This window comes from Isoptericola variabilis, assembly GCF_050311655.1.
In the GTDB taxonomy this organism is placed as follows: domain Bacteria; phylum Actinomycetota; class Actinomycetes; order Actinomycetales; family Cellulomonadaceae; genus Isoptericola; species Isoptericola variabilis.
In genome coordinates this window covers 300,469-313,080 of sequence record NZ_JBNOZM010000004.1, presented here as the reverse complement: position 1 = coordinate 313,080, position 12,612 = coordinate 300,469, and the positions used below count along the sequence as shown (strand labels likewise).

At 74.2% G+C, this 12,612-nt stretch carries 7 protein-coding genes; 2 read left to right on the top strand and 5 right to left on the bottom strand.

Features of this window, described 5'->3' with window-relative positions; translation table 11 throughout:
* The first annotated feature begins 28 nt into the window (after nt 1–28).
* Nucleotides 29–1,882: a helicase HerA-like domain-containing protein gene (locus ACQP60_RS11260; RefSeq protein ID WP_429732240.1), complete on the top strand. Its 1,854-nt coding sequence runs from the start codon at nt 29–31 to the stop codon at nt 1,880–1,882.
* A 24-nt stretch (nt 1,883–1,906) separates the two neighbouring features.
* Here ACQP60_RS11260 and ACQP60_RS11255 read toward each other — a convergent pair whose 3' ends face one another.
* Complete coding sequence (locus ACQP60_RS11255) at nt 1,907–4,378, bottom strand: glycogen/starch/alpha-glucan phosphorylase (protein ID WP_429732237.1); 2,472 nt, start codon at nt 4,376–4,378, stop codon at nt 1,907–1,909.
* A 9-nt stretch (nt 4,379–4,387) separates the two neighbouring features.
* A complete protein-coding gene (locus ACQP60_RS11250) occupies nt 4,388–5,896 on the bottom strand; it encodes an MFS transporter (RefSeq protein ID WP_429732234.1) in 1,509 nt (502 codons plus the stop codon).
* Between the two features lie 195 nt (nt 5,897–6,091).
* Between ACQP60_RS11250 and ACQP60_RS11245 the strand changes: the two genes are divergently transcribed.
* Nucleotides 6,092–6,745 carry a TetR/AcrR family transcriptional regulator gene (locus tag ACQP60_RS11245; protein WP_429732231.1) on the top strand — a complete coding sequence of 218 codons (654 nt, stop codon included), beginning with the start codon at nt 6,092–6,094 and terminating at the stop codon, nt 6,743–6,745.
* A 43-nt stretch (nt 6,746–6,788) separates the two neighbouring features.
* On the opposite strand, the gene ACQP60_RS11240 is transcribed toward ACQP60_RS11245, so the two are convergent.
* Genes ACQP60_RS11240 through ACQP60_RS11230 form a run of 3 tightly spaced genes read right to left on the bottom strand, consistent with a single transcriptional unit; the run spans nt 6,789 to nt 12,612 of the window.
* Entirely contained in the window at nt 6,789–10,226 is a 3,438-nt protein-coding gene (locus ACQP60_RS11240) for an ATP-binding protein (protein ID WP_429732228.1), read from the bottom strand.
* Nucleotides 10,223–11,020: a DUF4194 domain-containing protein gene (locus ACQP60_RS11235; RefSeq protein ID WP_429732225.1), complete on the bottom strand. Its 798-nt coding sequence runs from the start codon at nt 11,018–11,020 to the stop codon at nt 10,223–10,225. Before ACQP60_RS11235 ends, ACQP60_RS11240 begins: the two co-directional genes overlap by 4 nt.
* Entirely contained in the window at nt 11,017–12,612 is a 1,596-nt protein-coding gene (locus ACQP60_RS11230; protein WP_429732222.1) for a DUF3375 domain-containing protein, read from the bottom strand. Before ACQP60_RS11230 ends, ACQP60_RS11235 begins: the two co-directional genes overlap by 4 nt.

Genomic DNA, 12,612 nt, shown 5'->3' with positions numbered 1-12,612 from the left:
GGTGCGGGCGCGCGCTAGCGTGCGAGCCATGGCCGAGGGGACACCGCCCACCGACGACGCCGACCTCGCCGCCCTGCGCGCGGCCGCCGCGCAGGCCGCCGCCGAGGCGGCGGAGGCGAAGGCTGCGGCCGCCCAGGCGGCGCTCGAGGCGGCGGAGGCCGCGAGCAGGGAAGCACCGCCGGACCCCGGATCGCCGCGACCCGCCGACGACGCGGCGGCGACGGGAGCCCTCACGACCGACGCCGCTCCCCCGCCGGACGACGCCGGCGCCGCGACGCCCGACGCCGAGCCCGCGGCACCGTCGTCGTACGCCGACGAGGTGCGCGCGGGCTACGCCTCCGACGCCCCGACGCTGCCGCTCGGGGCGCTGCTGTCCGGGCCGCTCGGCGGCGACCCGGCACCTGACCCGACCGTGCAGATCGGCTTCCCGCTCGCGACGCTCAACCGCCACGGGCTGGTCGCGGGCGCCACGGGCACCGGCAAGACGAAGACCCTGCAGGGCATGGCGGAGGGCCTGTCGGCGCAGGGCGTCCCGGTGTTCCTCGCCGACATCAAGGGCGACCTGTCCGGGCTGGCCGTCGAGGGCCCGGACAACCCCAAGGTCGCCGAGCGGGCGGCGAGCGTCGGGCAGGCGTGGACGCCCACGTCGTTCCCCGTGGAGTTCTACTCGCTCGGCGGCCTGGGGACGGGCGTGCCGATCCGCACGACCGTCACCGACTTCGGCCCGCTGCTGCTGAGCAAGGTGCTCGGCCTCAACGCCACGCAGTCCTCCAGCCTGGAGCTGATCTTCCACTGGGCCGACACGCAGCAGCTCGCCCTGCTCGACCTCAAGGACCTGCAGGCCACCATCGCGTACCTCACCTCCGACGAGGGCAAGCAGGAGCTCAAGGGGATCGGCGGCGTCTCGGCCGCCACCGCCGGTGTCATCCTGCGCGAGATCGTGGGGCTGCAGGCGCAGGGCGGCGACGTGTTCTTCGGCGAGCCCGCGTTCGAGACCGCCGACCTCCTGCGCACGGCCCCGGACGGACGCGGGCTGATCTCCGCCCTCGAGCTGCCGGGCGTGCAGGACCGCCCGGCATTGTTCTCCACGTTCCTCATGTGGCTGCTGGCCGAGCTGTTCCAGGAGCTGCCCGAGGTGGGCGACCCCGACAAGCCGCGCCTCGTGTTCTTCTTCGACGAGGCGCACCTGCTGTTCACGGGCGCCTCCAAGGAGTTCCTCCAGCAGGTGGTCCAGACGGTGCGGCTCATCCGCAGCAAGGGCGTGGGCGTCTTCTTCGTCACCCAGTCCCCCAAGGACGTGCCCGCCGACGTCCTCGCCCAGCTCGGCAACCGCGTGCAGCACGCGCTGCGCGCCTTCACGCCCGACGACGCGAAGGCCCTGCGCGCGGCCGCCCGCACGTTCCCCACCTCGCCCTACGACCTCGAGCGGCTGCTGCAGTCGCTCGGCACGGGCGAGGCCGTCGTCACGCTGCTGGACGAGAAGGGCGCGCCCACGCCGGTCGCCTGGACGCGCGTGCGCGCCCCGCAGGCCTCGATGGACCCCGCGCCGCAGCAGGTGCTCGACGCCGCCGTCGCCGCCTCTCCCGGCCAGGCCCGCTACGGGGCCTCCGTCGACCGCGAGTCGGCGTACGAGCTGCTGCGGGCCCGCGCCGCGCAGGACGCCGCCACCCACGAGGCGGCGGAACGCGCCGCCGAGCTCGAGAAGGAGGCCGCGCGGGCGCGCAAGGAGGCGGAAGCCGACGCCCGGAAGGCGCAGAAGGCCTCGCGCTCCGGCTCGACGTCGCGCGCCCGCAGCCCGATGGACGCCATCCTCACCACGGTCGGCACGACCCTGGCCCGCGAGATCACCCGCAGCATGTTCGGCACGCGCCGACGGCGCTGACCCGCGGCCCGGCGCCGGTCCCGGTCAGCCGCCCGTCAGGGGCGCCGCGTGCCAGATGCGGTCGAGGTAGTCGCGCACGGAGCGGTCGGAGGAGAAGAACCCCGAGCGGGCCACGTTGAGCACGGCCGACCGGCTCCAGGCGTCCGGGTCGGCGTAGGCGCGCTCCACCCGCTCCTGCGCGTCGAGGTACGCCTGGTAGTCCGCGAGCACCATGAACCGGTCCTCGCTGAGCAGGTTGGACACGATCGGCTCGAAGACCGACGCGTCGCCGCCGGAGAACGTGCCCCGCGCGACCAGGTCCAGGGCCCGGCGCAGCGACGGGTTCTCCTCGTAGTACGTCGAGGGTCGGTACCCGGCCTCCGCCACCGCGCTCGCCTCGGGCTCGGTGAGCCCGAACAGGAAGAAGTTGTCGTCCCCCACGAGCTGCCGGATCTCGACGTTCGCGCCGTCATCGGTGCCGATGGTGAGCGCACCGTTGAGCGCGAACTTCATGTTGCCCGTGCCGGACGCCTCCTTGCCCGCCAGGGAGATCTGCTCCGACAGGTCGGCCGCCGGGATCAGCGTCTCCGCGACCGTGACGTTGTAGTTCGCCGGGAAGGCGACCCGCAGCACCCGGGACACGTCGGGGTGCGCGGCGACCACGGCGCCCACGTGGTTGATGAGCGCGATGATCTCCTTCGCCATCACGTAGCCGGGGGCGGCCTTCGCGCCGAAGACGACGGTGCGCGGCGTGACGTCGCCGAGCTCCAGCTCCCCGGACGTGATGCGGTCGTAGAGCGTCACGACGTGCAGCAGCTTGAGCAGCTGGCGCTTGTACTCGTGCAGCCGCTTGACCATGACGTCGAGCATCGTGGCCGGGTCGATCACGATGCCGTCGCGCGCCTCGAGGAACCCCACCAGCCGGTCCTTGTTCGCGGCCTTGACCTCCCGGAACCGGCGGCGGAACTCGGCGTCGTCGGCGAGGGGCTCGAGCTCGCGCAGCCGGTCGAGGTCGGTGACCCAGCCGTCGCCGATGGCCTCCGTGATCAACCCCGACAGCCCCGGGTTCGCCAGCTTCACGAACCGGCGCGGGGTGACGCCGTTGGTGACGTTGGTGAACTTCTCGGGCCAGAAGTCGGCGAAGTCGGCGAGCACCTTGTCGCGCAGCAGCTGCGAGTGCAGCTCGGCGACGCCGTTCACCTTCGACCCGCCGACGGTCGCGAGGTACGCCATCCGCACCGACCGCTCGGGGTGCTCGGCGATGATCGACATGCGCCGCACCAGCAGCTCGTTGCCGCCCGAGCGCTCGCGCACCTGGGCGAGGAACTCGTCGTTGATGCGATAGATGATCTCCAGGTGCCGGGGCAGCAGGCGCCCGACGAGCTCGACCGGCCACACCTCCAGCGCCTCCGGCAACAGCGTGTGGCACGTGTAGGCGAAGCAGCGCTGCGTCACCTGCCAGGCGTCGTCCCACTCGAACCCGCGCTCGTCCACGAGGATCCGCATGAGCTCCGGGATCGCGATGACGGGGTGGGTATCGTTGAGCTGGAAGACGATCCGGTCCGGCAGGTCGTGCAGGTCGAAGTCCGGCGGCAGGAGCTGGTCGAGGAAGTCACGGATCGAGCAGGCGACGAAGAAGTACTGCTGCTGCAGCCGCAGCTCCTTGCCCTGCGGCGTGGAGTCCTCCGGGTACAGCACCTTGGAGATGTTCTCCGCGAACGTCTGCGACCGCACGGCCTCCGCGTAGTCGCCGTAGTTGAAGATCTTGAGGTCGAACGCGTGCGTGGCCCGCGCGCTCCACAGCCGGAGCGTGTTGACGCGGCCGTTGCGGTAGCCCGGCACCATCGAGTTGTACGGGACGCCGAGCACCTGCCAGCCCGGCACCCAGCGCGTCCGCTCGCGTCCGTCGTCGTCGGTGTAGCGCTCCGTGTGGCCGCCGAAGCCGACCGTGACCTCGTGCTCGGGGTGCGCGAACTCCCACGGGTCGCCGTTGTCGAGCCACGTGTCCGGCTCCTCGACCTGGCGTCCGTCGACGAACGTCTGCCGGAAGATGCCGTACTCGTACCGGATGCCGTAACCGATGGCGGGCACGCTCATCGTCGCCAGCGAGTCGACGAAGCACGCGGCGAGCCGCCCGAGCCCGCCGTTGCCGAGGCCGGGCTCCACCTCCACCTCCCGCAGCTCGTCGAGGTCGAGGCCGAGGCTGGCCAGCGCCTCGGCGGCCACCTCCTCCAGCCCCGTCGCGATGAGCGCGTTGTCGAGCTGGCGGCCCAGCAGGTACTCCGCGGACAGGTAGGCCACGGCCTTGGCCTGCGTGCGGTACTGGCTCACCGTGGTCTGCATCCACCGGGACATCAGGTACGTCCGCACCGTGCGCGCGAGCGCGAGGTAGCGGTCGTTGGCCGTCGCCCGCTCCAGGATCGTGCCCTGGGTGAAGTTCAGCTCGTGCAGGTACTCGCGCACGAACCCCTCGACGGTCGGCTCCGGGCTGGTGATCAGAGGCGTGGTCTCGGTCACGTCCCGACACTACACACGGGCCGCGGCCGCCGTCCCTGCGTGCGGGACGGCCGGGGCGGCGAGGGGCGCCGCCCGGCGCTCGCGCACCCTCTTGCTCCGGAACAGTGCGCCGGTGAGGAGCGCGCCGACCAGGAAGATCCCGGCGGACCAGGTGAAGGCGAGGTCGTAGCTGTGCACCGCGGCCTGAGCGACGACGTCGGGCGTCGACGGGAGGTGCCCGGCCACGTAGGTCGTCGCGGCGGTGGCGGCGAGCGTGTTGAGCACGGCCGTCCCGACCGCTCCGCCCACCTGCTGGGAGGTGGAGACCATGGCGGACGCGACGCCCGCGTACGGCCCCTGCACCCCGACGGTGGCCGTCTGGACCGACGGCGGCATCACGCTGCCCATGCCGACCCCGAAGAGCACGAGGGCCGGCAGGACGCCGGTGGCGTAGGTGCTGTCGACGTCGAGCCGCGAGAGCCAGAGCATCGCCATCATGCAGATCGCGAGCCCGACCGGGACCAGGACCTTCGCGCCGAGACGGGGCAGCGAGAGGTTGTTGGACACCTGGGCCGTGGCGACGAGGGCGAGCACCATCGGCAGGAAGGCGACGCCCGTGCGCATCGGGTCGTAGCCCAGCGTCGCCTGCAGGTAGTAGGTGAGGAAGAGCGAGACGCCGAACATCCCGACGCCGGCCACGAAGATCGCGACGTACGAGCCCGACCGGTCGCGGTCGCGCACGATCGACAGCGGCAGGAGCGGCTGCGCGGCGCGTGCCTGCCATCCGACGAAGGCCACGAGCAGGGCGACGGAGCCCGCGAGGGAGCCCCACGTCCACGGCGAGCCCCAGCCCTGCGGCTCCGCCTGGGAGAAGCCGTACACCAGGAGGAACAGGCCGCCCGACCCCAGCAGGACGCCCGGCGCGTCCAGCCGCTGCCGGCGGCCCTGCTCGCCGCGGGGCAGCAGCAGGAGCCCGGCGGCCACGGCGACCGCCGCGAACACGAGGTTCACGTAGAGGTTCCAGCGCCAGTCGAGGTTCTGGGTGAGGAACCCGCCGAGGAGGAGGCCGACGGCCCCGCCCACGCCGGCGATCGCGCCGAAGACGCCGAACGCGCGGCCGCGCTCGGCGGGCTCGGTGAAGGTGGTGGTCAGCACGGAGAGCGCCGACGGCGCGAGGACGGCGGCGAAGACGCCCTGCAGCGCACGGGCCGCCACGAGCATCTCGAAGCTCTGCGCCGCGCCCCCGAGCGCGGACGCGACGGCGAAGCCGACGAGCCCGACGAGGAACGTGCGGCGGCGGCCGAGGAGGTCGGAGAGGCGGCCGCCGAGCAGCAGCAGGCTGCCGAACGCGAGCGCGTAGGCGGTCACGACCCACTGGCGGTCGTTGTCGCTGAAGCCGAGCTCGGCCTGAGCCGACGGCAGGGCGATGTTCACGATGGTCGCGTCGAGCACGACCATGAGCTGGGCGATGGCGACGGTCGCCAGGACCAGCCAGCGGCGGGGGTCCGTGGCGCGCGAGGGCGCCGGAGGAATGGTCATGGAGGGTGCTCCCCAGGAGACGGAAGAAGGGCCCGGGCCCGGGACGTGCCGGCGCGGGTACGATCGACCGTAAGCGGTACTCGTTAGTTTCGAAACCGCTGAGTACCGGAAATGACGTCGTGTTCACCGACGGCGAACACGGCCGTCGGGGTGACATGCTCGTCCCACCCCGAACCGACGGACGGAAGGACCACCATGAAGGCCGCCGACGACGCCGTCGACGCACCCGCCTCCCCCGCCGTGCGCGGCGGGCGGCCGCGCGACGCCTCCCGCGACGTCGCGATCCTCGACGCCGCGCGCGAGCTCCTCGCCGAGGTCGGCTACGGCGGGATGACCATGGACGCCGTTGCCGGGCGTGCGGGCGCCAGCAAGGCCACGCTCTACCGCCGCTGGACCACCAAGTCGGACCTCGCCGTCGACGCCGTGACGTGCGGGCTCGGGAACGACCTCGACCCCGCCGACATCCCGGACACCGGATCGCTCGAGGGCGACCTGCTGGCGCTCGAGCACCTGCGGCGCGCCCGCAAGTCGGCCGCGACCGACCGCCTCGTCCCGGGCCTCATGGCGGAGGTCCGCCACGACCCCGAGCTCGCGCGACAGTTCCACGCGAGCTTCGTCCGGCCCAAGATCCAGCAGATGCGCACGGTCCTCGAGCGCGCGCGCGACCGCGGCGAGGTGCCGGCCGACCGCGACCTCGACCTCGTGAGCGCGGTGGTGCCGGCGCTCATCTCGTACCGCAAGGTGGTCGAGGGCGCCGAGCTGACCCCCGCCTACGTCGAGCGGCTGCTGCGCGAGGTCCTCCTCCCCCTCGCGACCGCACCCACCACGTCGACGCGAGGGGCGCCCTGACGGCCCCGTGCCCGACGTCGGCCGCGCACGGCCGGCCGGAGCCTCACTCCCCCACGAGCGTCACGAGCCGCGACCTGCCACCGGCGTCCTTGATGGCCTGGAGCACGACGTCGGCGTGCGGCTCCAGCGCACTGACCTTGTCGAGCGGGGCGCCGACGATCAGCTGGAAGCCCAGCCCGCGCCACGCCCCGACCGCGCGGCCGGCGAACCGGGCGTCGGCCTTGATGAACGCCTCGTCGAGGAAGACGGGGGCGTACCGAGGCCGCTCGGCGCCGGCGTCGCCGAGCTGGTAGCGCAGGGCCGCGCCGACGATGAACGCGACGAGCTCCTGCGACTCCCCGCCGGACTTGCCGGCGATGTGGTCGTAGACGCTCACGTGGTTGCCCGCGAGGTCCACGCACTCGGCGCTCACCCGCACGTGCTCGCGCACGTCCACGAGGCGCCGGCGCTCGGGGCTGTCGGGACGGATGCGGTCGATCAGCCTGCGCATCCGCTCGTACCGGCGCTCGTGCTCGGCGAGCGGGACGTCCCCCGCGGGGGCGGTGGCCAGCTCGCGCAGCCGGCGCCGGAAGGAGACGACGTCCGAGGCCTCGACCGGAGTGGCGGTGATGCGCAGCCGGTGCGCGTCGTCGCGGAACGGGAGCGTCGCGAGGATCGCGTTCACGGGCTCCATGCGGTCGCGGATCTCCGCGACCGCCTGCGCGATGCCGTTGTTGAGCCGGGTGAGCTGGTCGCCGGACATCTGGCGCAGGTGCGCCGACCACCGGTCGCGCAGTCGGTACAGCTGCTGGTACTCCAGGTCCTCGTAGATCCGCAGGAAGTCGGCGTACGCGCCGTCGGGGTCCGCGCTGCGGTTCGGGTCGGGCCAGGTGTCGTTGAACCGCTCGAACAGGGCCGCGAGGGCCGCCCGCGCGGCGCGCTCGGACTCCTGCGCGGCGTCGCGCGCGTGGTGCAGCTCGCGCACGACGGCGGTCACGGCGGTGGTGAGGTCCGCCAGGCCGCTGCCCGACGTGCCCGCGACCCCCGACCAGCCGACCTGCGCCATGAGCTCGGCCAGCCACCGCTCCTGCTCCGGCGTCGGCTCGATCCCCTCGTCGTCGGCGCGGTCGACGGCGTCCGCGACCTGGTCGACCTGGTCGCTGAGCTGCTCCCACGTGGCGCCGAGCTCGGTGACCCGCTGCTGCGCGGCGGCCCGCTCCCGGTACAGCTCGTCGACCCGGGCCCGCAGCGCATCCTCGTCCGCCTTGAGCGCGCGCAGCACGTCCGAGCCGGCGACCAGCGCCTCGAGCCGGTCCCGCCGCTCGGCGAGCCGCTCCTCGGCGCCGCGCACGTCGACGTCGTCCCAGGCGGCCCGCAGCGCGTGGCTGTACGCGACGAAGTGGTCGGCCTCGCCCTTCTGCCGCAGCCGAGCGCCCGCGAGCGCCTCGGACGCCTGCCGCAGCTCCTGGTGCGCCGCGCCGATCTGCTCGGCGAGCTGCTCGAGCCGCCGGTGGTTGCTGAAGCCCAGCACCGACGACCGGCCCTGGCCGCCGTGCGCACCCCGTCGGCCCTCCGACGTCTGGCCCGACCGCGTGAGCGCGGGCTCGTTCAGTTCGGCGTGACGGGCGAGCTCGCTCGGGTCGTCCACGCACATGTAGGCGAACCGCTCCGCCAGGCGCCCGGCGAGCCAGCCTCCGAACGGCCCCGCCTTGACCTCGAGCCGGCCGGGCAGCAGCGAGCGGTCGGCCTCCTCGTGCAGGGCGAGCCCGGTCGGCACGCCCTCGAAGCGCAGGCGCACCGGGGAGCGCACGGAGTCGATGGCGGACCGGAACGCGTCCAGCCGTGCCTCGTCGACCAGCACGGTGACGGCGAAGCCCCCGAGGGCGAGCCCGATCGCCTCGCGCCAGGGCTCGTACTCACCGCGCACCTCGAGCAGCTCGCCGACGAACGGCACGTCGTCGGGCCGCAGGCCGGCGGCCCGCGCCAGCGCCTCGCGCGCCTCGTGCAGCTCGCGCGGCACGTTGCCGCGCCGCGCCTTGAGGGAGGCCTCCTCGCGCTCCAGCTCCGCGAGGGACCGCATCGCCTCCTTCTCGCGCGCTGCGGCCTCGACGACGGCCTCGGACAGCGCGTCGGTGTGCGTGTCGCGCTCGTCGAGGTACCGGCGGGCGTCGCCGTGCAGGGCGTCGAGCTCGCGCCGCGAGGACACCTCGCGCTCCAGCGGCGCCAGGTGGCCCTCGAGCTCGGCGCGGGCGCGACGCACCTCGGCCAGGCGCTGCTCGGCCGTGCGCACGTCGCGCTCCGCGGCCTCGATGGCGTCGCCGCCGTTCCGACGCTGGTCGGCGCGCACCTGCTCGAGCTCGCCCTGGGCGGCCGCGAGCCGCTCCTCGGCCACCGCGACCCGCTCGGCCGCGGCCTTGTGCTGGGCACGGTTCTCCGCCTCGGCCGCGCGCAGCAGGTCGAGCTGGAGGCGGTCGCGCCAGGCGGTGAACGGCGTGGTCCGGGCAGACTCCGCGCCTGGCCCGGTCCCGCCGGCGCCGCCGTCGGGCCCGAGCGCGTCCACGAGCCGACGGCGCGCGGCGGCGTCGTCGATCGCCGCCCGGTGCTCCAGCATCGGGCGCAGCACGTCGACCTGCCGCTGCGCCGTGTCCATCTCGGCGCGCACCTCGCTGAGCTCGTCGAAGTGCTCGACGGCGCGCTCGGCCACCCGGATCGTCTCGGGCTCCTCGAGCACCATCGCCTTGTAGAGCGAGTCCACGGTGGTGATCTGCTGGCCGGCCTGGATGCGGCCGAGCAGCTGCATGGCCTTCTCGCCGTCGCCCGCGGCGCCGATGCCGAGCGCTGCGTGCAGGCGGGTCGCGAACGCCTTGTCCGTGTCGAACGACGTCAGCCCGGCCGCCGTGAGCCCGGCCTTGCCGAACCGCTGGGCCGCGAGCGGCTCGAGGTCGCGCAGGCTGAAGTCCGCGTCGACGACGGCGCGCACCGCCGTCGTCTCGTCCGTGCGCTGCGCGCCGCGCGGCACGTACCAGGCGCGCAGCGCCGTGAACCGCTCGCCCGCCTGCGAGGACCAGGTCATCGCGATCGCCGACCAGGTGTCCGACGTCTCGCCGCGCAGCACCCGGTCCTTGGCCCGCGCGGACCCGGCCGTGCGCTCCTCGTCGAGCTTGCCGCGGGCGTAGGAGACGACGTTGCGCTGCTCCTGCCCGCGCGCCCGCCCGCTCGTGGCCGTGTTCGACGCCCCGTTGAACGGCGTCGTGTGGCTCATCATCAGCGCGATGTACGCGTCCAGCAGCGTCGACTTGCCGGACCCGGACGCGCCCGTGAGCAGCGTCGTCGTGCCCGCGAACCGCACCTCGTGGTAGCCGTGGTAGCCGCCCCAGCTCACCAGCTGCATCGAGCGCGCCGTCCACTGGCGCCCGTCTGACGCCGTCGGGATGAGGCCGAACAGCGACTGCTGCATGCGGGGCGCGGCGACCTGCTCCGCCGGGTCGCTCGTGATGGTCATGCGCGCGGCTCCTCGTTGTCTTCTTCGACGACGTCGGCCTCGTCGGCCGCGCCCGTCGTCTCCACCGCGTCGGTCTCGTCGTCCCCCGCCTCGGCCGGCTCGCCCGACGCTGCCGACCCGGCCGACGGCGAGCGCAGCCACGCCGTCAGCTCCCGCAGGCGCTCCACGGGCAGCAGGATCTCCACGACCGGCTGCACGCGGTAGCGGCCCTCGGCGACCTCGTCCAGCACGTGCTCACGCACGAGCGTCGCGATCGCGTTGTCGACCTCGCGCCGGCGCGCGGCCAGGTTGGTCTCGTCCGTGGCGAGGAAGCCGAGCGCGTAGTCGACGAGCTCCTCCGCGTCCACGTGCGCGGCCCGCTCCCCCGCGCCCTGCTCCTGCCGGAAGCGGTTGCGCGCGAACAGCATGAGCAGCGTCTCGACCCGCTTGTACGGCTCGTCCTTGAGCAGCACCGGGATGCTCAGGCCCGCCTCGCGGACCTGCCGCTTGTACGCGATCTCGTAGTCGCGGTCGACGACGAGCTCCACGAACAGGTCGTGGCAGCGGGAGGCGAGCACGTTCTGGTGCGCCAGCAGCGCCTTCCACTCGGCCGGGTGCGCCGCCGCGGACAGGTACCGCCGCTGCAGCACGAGGGCCAGCGCGCGCCGCGCCTCGTACGGCAGCACGCCCGTGTCCCCGGCGAACAGCGCGGCGTCGTCGTCCGCCAGCGCGGGCATCTCGACGAACGGCGTCTCGGCCGCCACGGTGTCGGTCTCGGCCACGTGCTCCACCGGCTCGGCCGTCGTGTCGGTCATGCGTCCTCCTCGTCGTCGGGCACGTCATGGGGCTCGTCGCCGGGCAGGCCGGGCACCACGCCCGCTGCGGTGAGACCCACGCGCGGCAGCACCAGGTCGCGCGTGCTGCCGTCGGCGCGCACCGCCGTCACACGGCGCAGCCGGGCCGCCGGCACGTCGCCGATCCCGTCGCCGTCCCCGATCGCCGCGTCGAGCGCGTCCGGCGCGGCCAGCTCGAGGTAGCCCAGCAGCTCCACGGGCCGGCGCAGCTCGGCCGGTCCGGCGGCGAACACCTCGTCCGCCGTGGCGCCGCCCCGCTCGCGCAGCACCCGTGCCGCGTGCGCGGTGGTCTCCTCGTAGCGCGGCCCGCCCATGCCGCGCAGCCCGCCGAGGACCTGGCCGGGCTCGCCGCCGGTGTCGTGCCCGGGGTCGTCGAGGTCGGCCAGGGCGTCGGGCGGCGTGTCGGGGCGCAGGTCGTGCAGTTGGGCGCGGAAACGGCCGAGGCGCGCCCGCTCGAGCCAGCGCAGGGGATCGACGCGCGCCGCACGCCCTGACGTCGGGAACCACTCCGCCATCGCCGCGGTCGCCTCGCGCAGCGCGGCGTCCAGCTCGCGGTCGCGCAACGGGTTGTGCACCGTGAGCTGCTGCGTGATGGTCCGCGAGGCGCGCGCCTGCGCGTCGAGCACGCCGTCGACGGCGGCCAGCAGCTGGGAGTACAGCGCGCGCACGGTCTCCCTGCGGTCCGCGGGAAGGTCCGCGGCGAAGGGGTGCGCCAGCACCGCCCGGACCCGCTCGTCGACCTTGCCGAGCAGCTGCGGGTCGCGCAGCAGCTCCATCGCGCCCGCGAAGGCGCGGCCCTCCGGCGTGCGCTCCATGAGCGAGTCGGAGGCCTCCAGATAGGCGCCCAGCACCTCGCCGGTGGGACGTTCGTCCTGACGCAGACCGGTGACGATGCTGCGCTGCAGCTCCGCGATCGACTCGGCCACGCGGGCGAAGTCGGCGGGCAGCTCGCGCACCAGCGCGGCCACGTTGTCGAACTGCTCGACCAGCCGGTCCGTGGGCGGCTGCACCACGGGCCCGCCGGCCTCGAGGCGCGCCAGCTCGGCCTCCGCCTCGGCGATCTCGTCGCGGGCGCGCGCGATCTGCTCCCGCAGGGCGCGCTGCTGCGACTCGCGGTCGGGCCGGGCGTCGCGCGCGAGCCCGTCCAGCGCCACGAGCAGCGTGCGGATGCGCGACTCGCTCACGAGGGCCCGCGCGCCCTGGGTGCGGTCGACGAACGCGAGCGCCTCCGCCGCGTGCGAGCTCACCTGGTACTGCTCGACGCCGTCGTCGTCGAGCGCCCGCACCAGCCAACGGCCCGCCACCCAGCGCGAGCACAGCGCACGGGCGGCGTCGTCGGGCACGTCGTGGCCGGCGGCGCGCGCCTCGGCGAGCAGGTCCTCGACCTCCACGTGCATCTGCTCGGTCGGCACGGTGGCGCGCCCGGGCGTGAAGATCAGCGACAGCAGGGCGACGACCAGCGGCCCCTCCTTGCGGTGCAGGAGGGCGAGAGAGGGCGTGCCGAAGGCGCCCCGGCTGCGTGCCAGGGCGCCCTCGAGGCGGACGGTCGCCAA